Source organism: Enterococcus sp. DIV0546 (assembly GCF_051712785.1).
Classification (GTDB): Bacteria; Bacillota; Bacilli; order Lactobacillales; family Enterococcaceae; genus Enterococcus; species Enterococcus faecalis.
On record NZ_JBIOPO010000001.1, the window covers coordinates 123,853 to 140,578 of the forward strand.

A 16,726-nucleotide genomic window follows, 5' to 3' on the forward strand; every position below is an offset into this window, starting at 1 on the left:
TAGTAATTTGTAAGGAAATAGATAAACAGGATACCAACAAAATTAGTGTCAAATAATTTGTGATATAATTATGATAATTAGTTTTATGGAGGAGACGATGATTATAATGGGGAAATATAATAAGGCAGCTAACAGTTCTATGCTCTACGAAAAGCGTCAGGCTATGGAAAAAGAACTTTATGATCATAAACTATTTAAATTATCCAATGAGCAAGCGGCTGAAATCATCTTTAAAAAAATCGGTTCGGTACACAGATTAATTATGCTGGACGAGAATAAATTTAAGAAAATTCTAGGTTTAGATTTTCCTTCATTTGAACTTATTGATTTTTTTCAGTGCGCTCTCTTTGAAATATTTAAAGGTATAAATTTGATTAATAATGAAATAATAGATGAAAACGTATCAATTACAGTAGATGAATTTCTTCCTTTAATGGCATCTGCATACAAGCTATCCTTGTATAAAAAATATGAATCTTTTCATGCTAAAGATATTGTGAAACTGTCTATCAAAAAAAACGGTGATTTAAATTTCAATTATGTTAATGGAGACAGTGTGAAATACAATATTACATACGATGTTTTCTTTAAGAACCTTGAAACAAAAAGTATTATAGCTGACGTTAGTAGAAGTGAATTTATAGATTATCATGAAGCAATGGATATTACACATGAGAAGATGTTTCAAACTAATGCAGATATTCAATTTGATGGTTTTAATTTAGAAGATTATAAAGCATTTACAACGTTTTTAAATAGAATTGCGGTTGATGAACTAATGAATAATGTGATTATAGTTAACCAATCAGGATTTATAAACAAAAGCTTAGTAGAGTGGACAAACTTAATAACTGAGAATACTATTCTTAAGAAGCAAGTAGTTTCAAATATACTAGAATTTTTAACTTTTGACTTTTCAAATAGTCGCTCTGACATTTCACTTTCGTATTTTGTACCAATCAATAATCAGTTATTTTTTTTGCCTAGTTTTTTTATGTTACAAAGATTAGACTCAAATATATTTAGACTCTTAAATGTAAAAAATAGTAAAAAATTTTCGAGTGAACAAAAGAAATTTGAAAAGCAGCAAATTGAGTATCTGAAAAATAATTTACCAAAAAACGTTCTTATTGCCGAAGGAAAAAAAGCTCTTCCAGGAGTAGATTTGTTAGTTTATAATCCGTTTCAAGAGGATCTACAAGTGATTGAACTAAAGTTTAAAATCCCGATTGATAGCCCCCAAGAAATTATAAAGTTAGATAAAAGCAATATAAGTAAAGCATTGGAACAAAATATTAAAGCTAGGGAATTTATTTCAGCTAGTATTCTTGAAGAATGCTTTGGTGAAAGATTTTCTTGCAAAAAACCGAAAAAGATCAACTATTTCACTTTAACTAATTATTCAATAGGATTGGGTACAACAGTTAAATTGCCCTCCCCAATCCTATTAGTAGATCATTATCTAAAATGTATGAACACTGTAATGGGTAACAGTATGGTGAACTACGCTTTAGAAAATATTGATAAAGGACTTCCTAGGAAGATAAAAAATAAATACTCTAAAATATCTTTATTTGAAGAAACATTTATTTTTCCTGTCTATTTTGCTGAATTCATTAATATTAACGAGTTTATTAATGATTTTCTGATATAAAACAGAAGTGATATAGACCTATCCTTGATAGTGAATATACCACCTCTGTTTTTCATTTTATATGGGAGATAATTTGACTTTGTCAGCAGATATCAAATTTGTTTTTTCGCTTGCAAAAAGAAATTCTGTAGCTTTTCGCTTATTTTGTGCAGAATATAATAATTCGTATGTGCAAGCTTTGTTATCAAATTGATTATAAATATCTTGTATTTGAGGAGTGTAGTCGTAAGTTGTAATCCAATAGTACTGTTCTAGATTTGAAATTTTAATAGCTAATTTTTCATGATCTTTATGAGTGTAAAAATTCGTATATAAATTTTTACCTTGTATATAGTATGGTGGATCAAAGAAAATGAAGCTAGTCTCACAATCATATCTTTCTGGAATCCGGTCAATTAGCTGAACTGCATCTAATTGAAATAAATCTATTCTATCTTTTTTATCAGCAATCATACGTATCTTTTTTATTAATCCTGTCTTATTAAATCTGCAATCTAATTTGTAATTGCTGTTCTGTTGATAGCCACCAATTGGACCAGCATTTATAATTCCACTTCGATTTGTTCGGTTTAAAAATAATGTGGAAAAACCGTTTTCCAAGCTATTTCTGTAATTTTTATAATTGATATTTATATCTTTTTGCCTACGCCATTCTTCTATAGTAATTGGAGTTTGTTCAATCAAAGAAATAAGAGCATCTGTATGATGTAGAATTGAATACCATACTGAGTAAATTGACTTATCATAATCATTTATCACAACGCGTTCAACATCCTCGTTTAAGAGAAGTTCAACACCTATTCCAAAACCACCTGAGTATGCTTCAATATATGTTCCATTAATATTATTTAAATCCATAATAGATTTAACAAATCTATATAACTGAGTTTTTCCACCAGGATACCTAAGTGGAGACTTTGTGTGTGGCATATATAATTCACCTCTAATCTTCTATTTTTGTAAATCCATTTTTTGTCCTTATATCATTGACATGTTGTAAAAGATGTTTCAAAAAATCATTAAATAATTCTCTATTGTCATTCACGTAATAGGTAAGATACTTTTTAGCATCATTTTTATTAGCATCATACCAATTTTTAAAAGGTTTGATATCTTCATCTTTATAATTTTCTACATTCAGTGGTACTTTATATCGAGTAAAAGATTGTTTAAACATTTCTTTTTGCTTCTTGAATTTTTTGAAAAAAGCATTACTACCATCTAAAGTAAGTATATATTTTATGAGCTCTTTTTCAAAGGGTAAACCATCATAAAGAGAAGGAAGATTGAGAACGTGTGGAAATTTCCCAACTTTAACTGTTTGGCAGTCAATATCCGCATCAAGTACTACCATGGACATCGTTTCATTAAGAATATTGGGAAAGCTTTTACATAAATTTGTCAATAATGTGTAGCTAGTTCCAGGATTATCATCATTAACTACATGAGAAAAATTTATTTGTGAGAGAATCTTCTGTGTTTTTATAACTCTCTTTAGTAATAACTCGGCAACTTCATCTTCACAGAGGATTTTGACTTTAGCTAAATTACTGTTTTCGGTGTAATCAGATAGTGTCAATTCACTATAGGCTAAATTATAAGGAGGGTTCTCATAAATGCTTAAAATGTTATCTTCTTCAAACTGAGAAGCGATAAAATTTATGATTATCCTTTTATGTTCCAAACGTTCTTTTTGGGATAGATAGATATTTTGAATCAAAAAAAGCGAATGAGTATTTAAAATTATTTTAACTTTATATTTTCTTGACCAATCGAACAAAAAATTAAATAGATTCATTTGTGCAATTGGATGGAGGCTAGCTTCAAATTCATCAATAGCTAATATTCCAGTTAGACCATTGTATTTATTCTTTTTATTAGCGCTGAAAATTCTCATAAATGATACTAAAACATCAGCAAATGTACTTAAGTTATCTTCACCAGACGAAATTGAATTAACATCATAGTAAGAGTTTTCTGGACCATAAGGATTTTTGCTTATTCTACTGATATTAGTTGAGTATTTTTCAAAATTATCAAAATCCTCTCTTAATAGAACCTGTTGATAAAGGCTGCTAATGAATTTTTTTTCAGCCATGTCATATTCTATCGAAACAGACTTTATTTCGCCAGAATCTATTAAAGGGTAGAGTCTTTTCAAATTTATATAAACTGATGGAAGAGTAAAATATCCGTCACCTTGCTGTCTTCCACTTGGAACTAATCGGTGTCTGTCTTTTTTACTAGTTTTGGAATTTGGATTTCCAGGCTGGAAATATAAAGGAATAGGTTCCTTCAGTTTCAAATCTCCGTCTACATTTAATCGAATATGGTATATATAGTCATCTCTATCTTTTTCTGAAGACAGTTTGAAAACATCACTAAATTTTGTTTGCATCCGATTTCCATACAAGTCTTTGTGTTCAGTTCTGTATGGTTGAGCCAGCAATCCAAGGAGAGTGGATTTCATAGTACCATTTCTACCAGAAACAACAGTCATTTCCTGACCCAGATTGAGTTTTTGATTTTTAAAAAGAGGGAAATTTTCTATGTCGATTCCATAAATATCATTGATTGCCATATGTTTATTATCTATCAATCCATAATGCTTTTTATCAAAAAAATCTGTCATTGAAATTTCACTCTCCTGCACCTAGTTAATAAAATTTTAATCTATTTGTTGTGATTTAACTACCATAATTTGATTATATCATCTAACATAAGTTTCTGCGATGGTCATTTTCTAATTTGGATAAGCAAGCGTGGCTTGCCAAAATGATTCATGAATAAATAGAAAAGGAATGATGAATAATGGCAGTAACAACAGAAAAAACTCTAAAGAAGCAACTAACAACCTCTAATATGTTTAACAATCGAATAAGAACAACAAACTTTAATGAATTAAGTACCCAAGAGCTAGTTGAGCTTTCATTCAATTTAAAACCTTCACAATGGCTTTGATGAAACATACTGGAAAAATAAAGAGGAAAATATCCATAAATTGATAGACTATATATTTGATTACTATAAGCTTTTGGAAGAAGGTCAAAGAAAAGCCGAACGAAAGAGTTAAGGCGAAATGTTAATTACCAATACGAAATTGAATTATACAGCGAAGACACTCAAAGATGGCTCATAAACATTTTCACAAAATATGATGTTAAAATGAACCGACAAATAACTAAAATACTTGATAGTACGGATTTTTTTTTGTTAATCTCAGACACAAAGGATTGGGAAAGATTGTCATATGATTTGTATACAAAAATGACTGGCAAATACAAAATTTTGAGCGATTATCCATTTGAGTTGTTAGCTTTTGCTAAAGATTACTATAAAATATGTGACAAAAATTGTGGACTATCAATTTCGCAATACAAACTATCACAAAAATCCAAGAAGTTTATTAAAGATCTTTATTCAGATTACGGGATTAATCTAGTTGCATGGCTAAATTTTACTTGGAATATTTTTATAGTAGTGTGGTACTATGGCCGCCTTCTCATAGAATTATGATAGAAGAAGATGGAAAGAAAAAATATCAATATAATTTAAATGTGACTAGAAATGTCTTTAACATAGGCAGTGTACTAGATAAAATCTCTGAAGAAAATGGTGCTTCTGAGCAATTGAAAAAGAATAAAAAAGTATTAGTAGAGTTAATGAAAGAGATAAATGCTGTACACCATATGGATGAAAAAGAATTTTAAAATACAAAAAAATTCCCTGCCAAGAATCATCTTAGCAGGGTTTTATTTTGGTAGGGAAAATGGTAGGGAACCATATCATTTTCAATGAAAATCAAGCATTTCAAAAGTTGAAAAACGTTGATTTGTCGGTATTCCCCATTCATATTATGTTGGCTCTTTATTCCCACTCCACAGTTGCAGGTGGTTTTGAAGTAATATCGTACACGATACGGTTTACATGTGCAACTTCGTTCACGATGCGCACAGAGATTTTTTGTAAAACATCCCAAGGGATACGGGCAAAGTCAGCGGTCATGCCATCGATAGAAGTCACAGCACGGATGCCGACTGTGTAATCGTAGGTACGGCCATCGCCCATAACGCCTACTGAGCGGATGCCAGGTAAGACAGTAAAGTACTGCCAAATGTCACGATCTAAGCCAGCTGCTGCGATTTCTTCACGTAGGATAGCATCTGAATCACGAACGATTTGTAATTTATCTTCTGTAATTTCACCAAGCACACGAATACCTAAGCCTGGTCCTGGGAATGGTTGGCGCCAAACGATTGCATCAGGCATGCCAAGTTCAGTTCCTAAGGCACGAACTTCGTCTTTGAATAATGTATTTAAAGGTTCAATTAATTCAAATTGCATGTCTTCAGGAAGCCCACCAACGTTGTGATGTGATTTAATTGTTTGCGCGGTTTCTGTACCAGATTCGATGACGTCTGTGTAAAGAGTTCCTTGTGCTAGGAATGAAACGCCTTCTTCCCCGGCAAGTTTAGTTGCTTCGTCATCAAAAACATACACAAATTCGTTACCGATGATTTTACGTTTTTGTTCAGGGTCAGAAACGCCTGCTAATTTGCTTAAGAAGCGTTCTTTCGCATCTACTTTAATAATGTTTAAGCCAAATTTACCGCCTAAACTTTCCATTACTTGTTCCGCTTCACCTTTACGTAATAATCCATGGTCAACGAAGATACAAGTTAATTGGTCGCCAATAGCTTTTTGTAAAAGCACACCGACAACGCTTGAGTCAACGCCACCTGATAAACCAAGTAAGACTTTTTTATCGCCTACTTGTTCACGGATTTTAGCGACTTCCATATCGATGAAGTTTTCCATGCTCCAGTCACCAGTACAGCCACAAACATCAAAAGCAAAGTGACGTAATAAGTCGTTACCATATTCTGAATGACGAACTTCTGGGTGAAATTGTACGCCGTAGAATTTGCGGTTGGCATCTTCGATAGAAGCGATTGGACAATCATTGCTTGTCCCAACTTTTTCGAATCCAGGAGCGATTTCTGTTACTAAATCACCGTGGCTCATCCAAACGGTTTGTTTCGCAGGTGTTCCTTGGAATAATGTCGCATCACCAAGGATTTCTAATTCTGCTTTTCCGTATTCCCGGTTTGCGGCAGGTTCTACTTTTCCGCCTAAGTTATGAGTCATTAATTGCATACCGTAGCAGATGCCAAGAATGGGAATTCCTAACTCATAAATTTCTGGATCAATGCTAAAAGCATCTTTGTCATACACGCTGTTTGGTCCACCTGAGAAGATGATTCCTTTAGGCGCGATTTTGCGAATTTCTTCTGCCGTAGTTCGGTGGCTTAATAACTCAGAGAATACGCCAAATTCACGAATACGACGAGTAATCAATTGGTTAAACTGACTACCAAAGTCTAAAACAATAATTTTTTCGACAGATGTCAAATCGGCAACGTTAGTCACGTCTATTACCCCTTATCCATTTAAATTTATCTAAAGAAAAGGCGGTTAAAAAGTGGTTCACTTTTGTTCCGTACTCTTCTTTGTCTAGCTATACTTATTAAAACATTTTACTCCTTGAAAGTCATGCATTCTGCTGAAAATTTTCAAGGATATTTCTACAAAAGATACAGGATATTTCTTAGCTCGTCAACCCTTAATATTTACGTAGATAGATTTGGTCAATCAAATGATTTTCCGTTTTATGCAAAATAATGTCCGCACGTCCGCGCGTTGGCAAGATATATTCCTCCAAGTTCGGCAAGTTCACGGTTTTCCAAACATTCCGTGCCATGGCGAAAGCATCTTCTCGTTTGCCAATTGCATATTGGTAATAATAATTATTAGGATCTAAGAAAGCCGTATCTAATAAGGCCCCAAAACGTTCTAAGTACCATTTTTCAATTAAGGCTGGATCGGCATCCACAAAAATAGAAAAATCAAAAAAATCACTCACATAAATTTGTTGATTGGCGGGTAACTGTAATGTGTTAATGCCTTCAACAATCAAAATATCTGGTTGTTGAATCAACTCATATTCGCCTTCGATAACATCGTAGACACTGTGAGAATAGACGGGTGCTTTAATTTCGTCTTTGCCGCTTTTGACTTCGTTTAAGAAATTAATTAGCTTCTCCATGTCATAACTTTCAGGAAACCCTTTTCGGTCCATAATTCCCTGTTCTTCTAACACTTTATTGGGATACAAAAATCCATCCGTTGTAATGAGTTGAACGTTTCTTCGTTTAAACGTTCGGGCCAGAATTCTTTGCAAAAGACGAGCGGTGGTGCTTTTACCAACGGCGACACTGCCGGCAATTCCAATGATGAATGGTGGTACAGAGACATATTCATGTAGGAATAATCCTTTGCTAAGTGTTAGTGATTCAAATTCTTTCATGTACAAATGAATAAGATGCGTTAAGGGTACATAAATTTCTTGTACATCTTTTAGTGAAATTTGGTCGTTCACACTTTTAATGTTATCCAATTCTGCTTCGGTTAACGGTGCTTTGCCGTCATGATAAAACCCATGCCATTCTTCTCTGGAAATTGGGTAGTAATTCATTTTATCGTCCATTGTTCCTCCACCAAACCCTGTTCAATCTTTGTACATTTTACCATAATTTCACAAGGGAAACACAGGATTTTACAAAAGAATTCCCTTCTTCGCCAATTTATGATGAAAATGGTATCATGAAAAGAGAAAACTGTTAGAAAAGAGGGGAAAAGCCATGAGAAAAATTGTATTATTTGGTGATAGCATTACTGCTGGTTATTTAGACGAAGCTGTCTCACCTGTTCTTGTTGACTTAGTAAAACGGGATATTGCTGCGATGGGTCTAGAAGAAGTGGCTGTCATTAATGCTGGAATGCCTGGCGATACAACAGAAGATGGTTTAAAACGATTAAATAAAGAAGTGCTAATTGAGAAACCTGATGAGGTGGTGATTTTCTTTGGCGCCAATGATGCGTCACTGGATCGAAATATAACAGTAGCCACGTTTAGAGAAAACCTTGAAACAATGATTCACGAAATTGGTTCAGAAAAGGTGATTTTAATTACGCCACCATATGCGGATAGTGGCAGACGTCCAGAACGTCCACAAACGTGTATCAAGGAATTGGTCAAGGTTGCACAAGAAGTCGGAGCGGCACATAACTTGCCAGTTATTGATTTGTATAAAGCGATGACTGTTTATCCTGGAACGGATGAATTTTTACAAGCGGATGGTTTGCATTTTTCACAAGTGGGCTATGAATTATTAGGTGCCTTGATTGTTCGAGAAATAAAAGGTAGACTAAAACCAAAACAAGCATAGATAGGAAGAACAAAATGGCGAATCATTATTATACAGAAAATCCAGAATTAGCACATGATTTAGAAAGCTGGTCTTTTCCATTACGTGGTCGAACCTTTCAGTTTACGACCGATAGTGGGGTCTTCTCAAGAGGAACAGTGGATTATGGTTCTCGTGTGTTGATTGATGCCTTTGAATGGGAAAATTTACCAGCAGGCCGTTTGTTAGATGTTGGTTGTGGCTATGGACCAATTGGGTTGTCCTTAGCAGCGGCGACTGGTCGACTGGTGGAAATGGTGGATGTCAACCAACGGGCGGTTGGGCTAGCTCAAATGAACGCCCAACGTAACCAAATTACTACTGTGGATATCCATTCTTCCAATGTGTATGAAACCTTAAACGAAACGACCTACGCGGCGATTGTTAGCAATCCGCCCATTCGTGCAGGCAAAAAAGTTGTCCATGGCATTTTAACAGGGGCTTTTCCGTTGTTGAAAGTTGGAGGCACACTAACGGTGGTTATTCAAAAGAAACAAGGTGCACCTAGTGCAGAAAAGAAAATGGCTGAAGTATTTGGTAATGTTGAAATTGTGACAAAAGACAAAGGCTATTATATTTTACGAAGTGTTAAAGAAGCAGAGTAAAAAAGAACCTCCACTTTAGTGGAGGTTCTTTTTTAGAATAGATATGCTTGATCAATTTTTTGGTTCAACAGTTTTTTTTCGTCTGGCGATAAAAAAGCACCTGCAAGCGCATTTTTAGTGAGTTGCTTCATTTCGTCATAACTTAATTGATACCAAGTGGCCAATTTCATGAATTCTTTCGTTAACGTAGTATCTGAAACAGTGCGATTATCGGTATTGATGCAGACGGCTAAGCCAGCCTCTATAAATTGTTGAAAAGGGTATTCAGCCAATGTTTTGACGGTGCCTGTTTGGAAGTTGCTAGTTGGACACATTTCTAAAAGAACCTTTTTTTCTTTTAAGAGCGCCAAGTATTCGGGTGTATCTTTCAAAGCAATACCGTGACCAATCCGAGTAGCACCTAAAGTGACAGCATCAGCGACATTTTTGCCACAGCCGCATTCCCCAGCGTGGAGTGTTAATGGAATTGACAATTGGTTGGCTAAAGCTAATACGTCTTCAAATGTGTATGGAGGGAAATCGACTTCATTGCCAGCTAAATCAAAGCCGACAACGCCTGTCTCTCTGAAATCATGCGCTAAGTGAACGATTTTTTCTATGGCTTGTTGTTGGTCATGCCGCATGCCGCATAACAGTGCATTGCTTTTTACACCAAAATCTTCTTCGCCTTGTTTTAAGCCAGTTAAAACAGCGGTCACGATTTCAGGTAACCGTAAGCCTTTTTCTGTATGTTGCGAAGGCGCAAAACGCACCTCTATGTAAGCCACGCCATCTTCGGCAGCTTGGCTAATCACGTCATACGCCGCTGCTTGCAAAGCTTCGGCCGTTTGTAGACAGGTTAGCACGAAGTCAAACCGAGTTAAATAATCATTCAAATCGGTGCATTTTTCAGGGGCAACCACTAACTCTTTCAAGGCTTGTTCGTCTTGGGGTAATGGAATGTTTTGTTTTTCAGCAATGGTGCGTAAAGTGGTTGGTCGAATCGACCCATCTAAGTGACAGTGCAGCTCGATTTTTGGTAATTGACGGACACGGGATTCTTCCATGAAAAAAATAGCCTCCATTTTCTTTTGTTTTTTAATCTTTTTAGTCTATTTCTTTTGTCTTTTTTTTGTTAAAATGTAAAAGATTCGATAAGTATTTTGAAGACTGTAACACGTCTACAAATGTCTGTCAATGCAAAAGGAGACGTTGGGAGGGGCGCGATGAAACTAACGATTAAAGAAATTGCTGATATGGCTGGTGTTTCTGTCACAACCGTCTCACAAATTCTGAATAATAAAGGGAGTCGTTTCAGTGAAAAAACCCGCAACAAGGTGTTGGCGGTAGTCGCTGAAAATCATTACAAGCCAGATTACTTTGCTTCGAATGTAATCAACCGTCATTCCAAAACCATTGGTATGATTGTGCCAGATGTGACGGATTTCTTTTTCTCAAAAGTGATTGAAGGTGTGGAAACATATTTAAATTCGTTAGGCTACATGATTTTGTTATGCAATTCAAAGCATGATTCCGAGCAAGCGATGCAATATGTTAGCGAGTTGATTCATCGGTCGGTGGATGGCATTATTTTTGCCACGCCGAATGTTTTGCCAGAAAATCATATTTTAAAAGACCGACGAGAACATCCGATTCCTGTCATTCTTGTCGATCGTGGGATTAATCCACGAGATAGTGGACGATTAATCGTTAAAGAGTACGAAGGTGCTTATCAAGCGGTCCATCATTTAATTCAACAAGGGCATCAGCATATTGGCATGTTGCGTGAAAGTGCCGGCTATTATCGTTTGACGGAACGAGTGACGGCGTATCAGCATGCGTTACAGGACAACAATTTACCTTTTCGTCCGCATTATGTTTGTGCTGGGGAATTGAACTTGCATGGCGGCTATGCTGCGGCGAAAGAAGTTTTGAAAAATGAAGAAATCACAGCAATTTTTTGTGGCAATGATGAAATGGCGATGGGAGCTTATCAAGCCATTGAAGAAGCGGGCAAGAAAATTCCTGACGATATTTCGGTGGTTGGCTTTGATGGCTTGGAAATTTCCGAATATTTGGTGCCGAGTTTAACAACCGTCTATCAGCCGAGTTTTGATATTGGCTATTATGCAGCAAAATTTTTGGTGGAAGCTATTGCAGATCCAACAGGGAAAGTTCCAAATAAAGTTTTTGATGCGACGTTTATTGCTAGAAAAAGCACAAAACCGATTTAAAAAACAGCTTAGAAATGGAATGTTCGTGTTGTTTGCGTTTTCACAAGAAAAAAATAATAGTAAACTGGTTTACTAAATGGTTTAAAGCTGAACGATTTTGTTGTATAATACATTATCGGGAAATCGGAGGGAACGAATTCATGAGAATGGTAGACATTATTGAAAAGAAACGTGACGGGCATCAACTAACAAGCGAAGAAATTCAATTTATTATCAACGGATACACAGATGGTTCAATTCCAGATTATCAGGTAAGTGCCTTTTTAATGGCTGTTTTTTACCAAGATATGACAGACGAAGAAATTACACAAATGACGTTAGCAATGGTCCATTCAGGCGAAATTGTGGATCTTTCTTCTATAGAAGGAATCAAAGTCGACAAGCATTCTACAGGTGGCGTAGGCGACACTACGACGCTTATTTTAGCGCCATTAGTTGCTAGTGTCGGGGTCAATGTAGCAAAAATGTCTGGTCGTGGCTTAGGCTACACGGGCGGTACGTTGGATAAATTAGAAGCGATTCCTGGTTTTAAAGTTGAATTGACAGAAGAACGTTTTATTCAATTGGTGAACGATACAAAAGTGGCAGTGATTGGTCAGTCAGGTGATCTAGCACCAGCAGACAAAAAACTTTATGCGTTACGTGATGTGACCGCCACTGTTGACTCAATTCCATTAATTGCAAGTTCCATTATGAGTAAAAAAATTGCCGCAGGGGCAGATGCGATTGTCTTAGACGTGACTACTGGTGAAGGGGCCTTTATGAAAGACCTAGCAAGTGCTCGTCGATTAGCGGAAACAATGGTTCGCATTGGAAAACTGGCAAATCGCCAAACGATGGCAGTAATTTCAGACATGTCACAACCTTTAGGGGAGGCCATCGGAAATAGTTTAGAAATCGTTGAAGCAATCGAGACCTTGCAAGGAAATGGGCCAGAAGATTTAGTGGAGATGTGCTATGTCTTAGGAAGTCAGATGGTCGTTTTAGCTAAAAAAGCCGAGACGTTAGACGAAGCACGGGCTTTATTAGAAGAAGCTTTAACAAGCGGTCGAGCGCTCGCAAAATTTAAAGAAATGATTGAAAATCAAGGCGGCGACAGTTCCGTTGTTGACCAGCCAGAAAAATTATTAACCGCGATTTATCAATTTGATTTACCTGCCAAAGAAACAGGCGTGGTACAAAAAATCGTTGCCAATGAAATTGGCGTTGCCGCAATGTTGCTGGGCGCTGGTCGTGCTACGAAAGAAGATACGATTGATTTTGCAGTTGGCTTGAAACTTCACAAAAAAGTGGGGAGCCCAGTTGAAAAAGGCGAATCATTATTGACCATTTACGCCAATCGTGAAGACGTGACAGAAGTTGAACAATTGCTTTATAAAAACATTGAAATTGGACCAACCGGCGAAGAGCCTATTTTGATTCACGATATTATTACGGAATAAAACAAAAAGAAAAGAGGAATTCTCATCATGGAATTAAACCGCATGATTGACCACACTATTTTGAAACCAGAAGCGACAGAAGCCGCTGTCCAAAAAATTATTGACGAAGCTAAAGAGTACAACTTCTTCTCTGTATGTATCAATCCTTGTTGGGTCGCTTTTGCTAGCGAGCAATTAGCAGATACCGACGTCGCTGTGTGTACCGTTATTGGCTTTCCTTTGGGGGCAAATACACCAGAAGTTAAAGCATACGAAGCAGCTGATGCAATTAAAAATGGTGCGAATGAAGTGGATATGGTGATTAATATTGGTGCATTAAAATCACAACAATACGATTACGTACGTCAAGACATTCAAGGCGTAGTAGATGCAGCCAAAGGAAAAGCGTTAGTCAAAGTGATTATTGAAACAGCATTATTAACAGACGAAGAAAAAGTTAAAGCTTGTGAATTAGCCAAAGAAGCAGGGGCCGATTTCGTTAAAACATCTACTGGCTTCTCAACAGGCGGCGCTAAAGTAGCAGACATTCGTTTAATGCGTGAGACAGTTGGTCCTGACATGGGCGTTAAGGCTTCTGGTGGCGTGCATAATGCAGAAGAAGCGTTAGCAATGATTGAAGCTGGGGCAACACGCATCGGTGCAAGTACGGGTGTAGCAATTGTTTCTGGCGCAACTGGCGAAGGGTATTAATTCGTATTTCAAATTAAACGAAGGTGTGGCGAAAAAGATGACAGTAAAACAAGAATGGCTTGATTGTGCCGTAGAAGCATTGGCACACGCCTATGTACCGTATTCTAACTTTCCTGTGGGCGCTTGCTTAGTGACTGCAGACGGGAAAATGTATCAAGGAGTCAACATTGAAAATGCCTCCTTTGGTTTAACAAATTGTGCAGAAAGAACGGCGATTTTTAAAGCCATTTCAGAAGATGAACGGACCTTCCAACATTTAGTTGTAGCAGGTAATACAGAGGCACCCATTTCTCCATGTGGCGCTTGTCGTCAAGTAATGGCTGAATTCTTTGATCCACAAATGCCGGTCACGCTAGTTGGTAAAGATGGCGCGACTAAAACAATGACAGTTGAGGCATTATTGCCCTATTCATTTACAGATAAAGATTTTTAAAAAAAGGACATAAGGTTTCGTTGGGCTCAAAGTAGATTTCAATAGCATAAATGCGAATGAAATAATAGATAAAATAGTAGGGGGCTTTTCGGAAAGTGAAACAAGCAAAATTTTTAGGTCTAGGATTGGCAGCAGTTGCCTTAACCATTGGGTTAGCTGCATGTGGCAGCAATAGCAAAAAGAACGCCAACACAAAAGGTGATCCACAACATAGTGTCGTAATGGTCACAGATACAGCCGGCATTGATGACAAATCTTTTAACCAATCTGCGTGGGAAGGAATGCAAGAGTGGGGCAAAGAGCACAAACTTCCAGAAGGACCTCAAGGGTATGCGTATATTCAATCAAATGAAGCATCTGATTATACATCAAACATTGACCAAGCCATTTCAAGTCAATTTAAAACGATTTTTGGCATTGGCTATTTACTAAAAAATGCAGTAGTAGATGCAGCGGACGCCAACCCAGAAACGAATTTCGTTCTAATCGACGATACAGTTAATGGGAAAAACAACGTCGCTTCTGCAACATTTAGAGATAATGAATCTGCGTATTTAGCAGGTGTGGCAGCAGCTAACACTACGAAAACCAACAAAGTAGGATTTATCGGCGGGGTTGAAGGACCTGTTATTGGCCGTTTCCAAGCTGGTTTTGAAAAAGGTGTAGCAGACGCTGGCAAAAAATTAGGCAAAGATATTCAAATTACGTCTACTTATGCAGGGACATTTGCAGACGCTTCAAAAGGACGGGCCTTAGCTTCTTCTATGTATCAAGCAGGTGCCGACATTATTTATCACGCAGCGGCGACTACAGGACAAGGAATCTTCCAAGAAGCCAAAGCGCTAAATGAAACAGGTTCAAAAGATAAAGTTTGGGTGATTGGTGTTGACCGTGACCAAAACGAAGACGGTAAATATACAACCAAAGATGGCAAGGATGATAACTTAACGTTAGCTTCAACCATTAAAGGTGTAAATATTGCTGTGAAAAAAATCTCTGATCTTGCATTAGAAGATAAATTCCCTGGCGGCGAACATTTAACTTATGGATTGAAAGATGGCGGTGTTGATTTAACAACAGAAGCCCTAAGCGATCAAGCCAAAACGGCAGTTAAAGAAGCCAAAGAACAAATCATCTCTGGTGACGTAAAAGTCCCAGACCAACCTTAGAAACAACTTAGTTGTTTAAATACATTAAACTATTTTTAGGAGGCTTTACAGAAATGAAAAAAGCAAAATTATTCGGTTTTAGTTTGATTGCATTAGGTTTATCAGTTTCACTTGCAGCATGTGGTGGTGGCAAAGGTAAAACCGCTGAAAGCGGCGGTGGCAAAGGGGATGCAGCGCATAGTGCTGTAATCATTACAGATACAGGCGGCGTGGATGACAAGTCGTTTAACCAATCTTCTTGGGAAGGATTGCAAGCTTGGGGTAAAGAACATGATTTACCAGAAGGTTCAAAAGGGTATGCATATATTCAATCGAATGATGCAGCTGACTATACAACGAATATTGACCAAGCGGTATCAAGTAAATTCAACACAATCTTTGGTATTGGCTACTTGCTAAAAGATGCAATTTCTTCTGCAGCAGATGCCAACCCTGATACAAACTTTGTTTTAATCGATGATCAAATCGATGGCAAAAAGAATGTCGTTTCTGCAACATTTAGAGATAATGAAGCAGCTTACTTAGCCGGTGTTGCTGCTGCAAACGAAACAAAAACGAACAAAGTCGGTTTTGTTGGTGGTGAAGAAGGGGTCGTAATTGACCGTTTCCAAGCTGGTTTTGAAAAAGGTGTGGCTGATGCTGCGAAAGAATTAGGTAAAGAAATTACTGTTGATACAAAATATGCGGCTTCATTTGCTGATCCTGCCAAAGGGAAAGCTTTAGCTGCTGCAATGTACCAAAACGGCGTTGATATCATCTTCCATGCTTCTGGTGCGACTGGACAAGGGGTCTTCCAAGAAGCAAAAGACTTGAATGAATCAGGTTCTGGCGACAAAGTTTGGGTAATCGGTGTTGACCGCGATCAAGATGCTGATGGCAAGTACAAAACAAAAGACGGCAAAGAAGACAACTTCACGTTAACTTCAACCCTTAAAGGTGTCGGCACAGCGGTTCAAGATATTGCCAACCGTGCGTTAGAAGACAAATTCCCTGGTGGCGAACATTTAGTTTATGGATTAAAAGATGGTGGCGTTGACTTAACAGACGGCTATTTAAACGACAAAACAAAAGAAGCTGTTAAAACAGCAAAAGATAAAGTAATCTCAGGTGACGTAAAAGTCCCAGAAAAACCAGAATAATTTAAGCTCCTAAATGAAAAAAGAAGGGCTCATTAGTGTTCCTTCTAAAAATGAAGTGGTCCTTGGCAGCGATG

The 16,726-nt window shown here is 36.9% G+C and carries 15 protein-coding genes; 10 read left to right on the forward strand and 5 right to left on the reverse strand.

Features of this window, described 5'->3' with window-relative positions:
* Positions 1–97: 97 nt before the first annotated feature.
* Complete coding sequence (locus tag IGJ24_RS00540) at positions 98–1,654, forward strand: hypothetical protein (protein WP_438775341.1); 1,557 nt, start codon at positions 98–100, stop codon at positions 1,652–1,654.
* Between the two features lie 57 nt (positions 1,655–1,711).
* Here the strand turns inward: IGJ24_RS00540 and IGJ24_RS00545 are convergent, their stop codons facing one another.
* A complete protein-coding gene (locus tag IGJ24_RS00545; protein WP_129194140.1) occupies positions 1,712–2,584 on the reverse strand; it encodes a DNA adenine methylase in 873 nt (290 codons plus the stop codon).
* Between the two features lie 13 nt (positions 2,585–2,597).
* Positions 2,598–4,286: an AAA family ATPase gene (locus tag IGJ24_RS00550; protein ID WP_438775342.1), complete on the reverse strand. Its 1,689-nt coding sequence runs from the start codon at positions 4,284–4,286 to the stop codon at positions 2,598–2,600.
* Positions 4,287–5,100: 814 nt separating this feature from the next.
* Between IGJ24_RS00550 and IGJ24_RS00555 the strand changes: the two genes are divergently transcribed.
* On the forward strand, positions 5,101–5,364 hold the full coding sequence (locus IGJ24_RS00555) for a hypothetical protein (RefSeq protein ID WP_289865775.1): 264 nt from the start codon (positions 5,101–5,103) through the stop codon (positions 5,362–5,364).
* A 157-nt stretch (positions 5,365–5,521) separates the two neighbouring features.
* Here the strand turns inward: IGJ24_RS00555 and guaA are convergent, their stop codons facing one another.
* Together guaA and coaA are read right to left on the reverse strand one after the other, a co-directional pair.
* Complete coding sequence (gene guaA, locus IGJ24_RS00560) at positions 5,522–7,084, reverse strand: glutamine-hydrolyzing GMP synthase (RefSeq protein WP_002356158.1); 1,563 nt, start codon at positions 7,082–7,084, stop codon at positions 5,522–5,524.
* 193 nt (positions 7,085–7,277) lie between these two features.
* A complete protein-coding gene (gene coaA / locus IGJ24_RS00565) occupies positions 7,278–8,201 on the reverse strand; it encodes a type I pantothenate kinase (protein WP_002356160.1) in 924 nt (307 codons plus the stop codon).
* 154 nt (positions 8,202–8,355) lie between these two features.
* Here coaA and IGJ24_RS00570 point away from each other — a divergent pair, with 154 nt between their 5' ends.
* Both IGJ24_RS00570 and IGJ24_RS00575 read left to right on the forward strand, forming a co-directional pair.
* On the forward strand, positions 8,356–8,943 hold the full coding sequence (locus IGJ24_RS00570; protein WP_002397673.1) for an SGNH/GDSL hydrolase family protein: 588 nt from the start codon (positions 8,356–8,358) through the stop codon (positions 8,941–8,943).
* 14 nt (positions 8,944–8,957) lie between these two features.
* Positions 8,958–9,566: a class I SAM-dependent methyltransferase gene (locus IGJ24_RS00575; RefSeq protein ID WP_002356162.1), complete on the forward strand. Its 609-nt coding sequence runs from the start codon at positions 8,958–8,960 to the stop codon at positions 9,564–9,566.
* 32 nt (positions 9,567–9,598) lie between these two features.
* Here the strand turns inward: IGJ24_RS00575 and add are convergent, their stop codons facing one another.
* Complete coding sequence (add, locus tag IGJ24_RS00580; RefSeq protein WP_002356163.1) at positions 9,599–10,630, reverse strand: adenosine deaminase; 1,032 nt, start codon at positions 10,628–10,630, stop codon at positions 9,599–9,601.
* Between the two features lie 141 nt (positions 10,631–10,771).
* Between add and IGJ24_RS00585 the strand changes: the two genes are divergently transcribed.
* The 6 genes from IGJ24_RS00585 to IGJ24_RS00610 all read left to right on the forward strand — a co-directional run bounded on the left by IGJ24_RS00585 (position 10,772) and on the right by IGJ24_RS00610 (position 16,652).
* On the forward strand, positions 10,772–11,779 hold the full coding sequence (locus IGJ24_RS00585) for a substrate-binding domain-containing protein (RefSeq protein WP_002356164.1): 1,008 nt from the start codon (positions 10,772–10,774) through the stop codon (positions 11,777–11,779).
* A 140-nt stretch (positions 11,780–11,919) separates the two neighbouring features.
* On the forward strand, positions 11,920–13,221 hold the full coding sequence (locus IGJ24_RS00590; RefSeq protein ID WP_002368572.1) for a pyrimidine-nucleoside phosphorylase: 1,302 nt from the start codon (positions 11,920–11,922) through the stop codon (positions 13,219–13,221).
* Positions 13,222–13,248: 27 nt separating this feature from the next.
* Positions 13,249–13,911: a deoxyribose-phosphate aldolase gene (gene deoC, locus IGJ24_RS00595; RefSeq protein ID WP_002356166.1), complete on the forward strand. Its 663-nt coding sequence runs from the start codon at positions 13,249–13,251 to the stop codon at positions 13,909–13,911.
* Complete coding sequence (locus IGJ24_RS00600; protein WP_002387503.1) at positions 13,880–14,344, forward strand: cytidine deaminase; 465 nt, start codon at positions 13,880–13,882, stop codon at positions 14,342–14,344. Before deoC ends, IGJ24_RS00600 begins: the two co-directional genes overlap by 32 nt.
* A 95-nt stretch (positions 14,345–14,439) precedes the next feature.
* On the forward strand, positions 14,440–15,513 hold the full coding sequence (locus tag IGJ24_RS00605) for a BMP family lipoprotein (protein ID WP_195478156.1): 1,074 nt from the start codon (positions 14,440–14,442) through the stop codon (positions 15,511–15,513).
* 53 nt (positions 15,514–15,566) lie between these two features.
* Positions 15,567–16,652, forward strand: coding sequence for a BMP family lipoprotein (locus IGJ24_RS00610; protein ID WP_002356169.1), 1,086 nt, complete (start codon positions 15,567–15,569; stop codon positions 16,650–16,652).
* Positions 16,653–16,726: the final 74 nt, after the last annotated feature.

What these genes read in the sequence shown, in the direction of transcription:
- IGJ24_RS00540 (WP_438775341.1), top strand. Translation starts at nt 98, where the DNA reads ATGATTATAATGGGGAAATATAATAAGGCAGCTAACAGTTCTATGCTC.
- IGJ24_RS00545 (WP_129194140.1), bottom strand. Translation starts at nt 2,584, where the DNA reads ATGCCACACACAAAGTCTCCACTTAGGTATCCTGGTGGAAAAACTCAG.
- IGJ24_RS00550 (WP_438775342.1), bottom strand. Translation starts at nt 4,286, where the DNA reads ATGACAGATTTTTTTGATAAAAAGCATTATGGATTGATAGATAATAAA.
- IGJ24_RS00555 (WP_289865775.1), top strand. Translation starts at nt 5,101, where the DNA reads ATGGCTAAATTTTACTTGGAATATTTTTATAGTAGTGTGGTACTATGG.
- coaA (WP_002356160.1), bottom strand. Translation starts at nt 8,201, where the DNA reads ATGGACGATAAAATGAATTACTACCCAATTTCCAGAGAAGAATGGCAT.
- IGJ24_RS00570 (WP_002397673.1), top strand. Translation starts at nt 8,356, where the DNA reads ATGAGAAAAATTGTATTATTTGGTGATAGCATTACTGCTGGTTATTTA.
- IGJ24_RS00575 (WP_002356162.1), top strand. Translation starts at nt 8,958, where the DNA reads ATGGCGAATCATTATTATACAGAAAATCCAGAATTAGCACATGATTTA.
- add (WP_002356163.1), bottom strand. Translation starts at nt 10,630, where the DNA reads ATGGAGGCTATTTTTTTCATGGAAGAATCCCGTGTCCGTCAATTACCA.
- IGJ24_RS00585 (WP_002356164.1), top strand. Translation starts at nt 10,772, where the DNA reads ATGAAACTAACGATTAAAGAAATTGCTGATATGGCTGGTGTTTCTGTC.
- IGJ24_RS00590 (WP_002368572.1), top strand. Translation starts at nt 11,920, where the DNA reads ATGAGAATGGTAGACATTATTGAAAAGAAACGTGACGGGCATCAACTA.
- deoC (WP_002356166.1), top strand. Translation starts at nt 13,249, where the DNA reads ATGGAATTAAACCGCATGATTGACCACACTATTTTGAAACCAGAAGCG.
- IGJ24_RS00610 (WP_002356169.1), top strand. Translation starts at nt 15,567, where the DNA reads ATGAAAAAAGCAAAATTATTCGGTTTTAGTTTGATTGCATTAGGTTTA.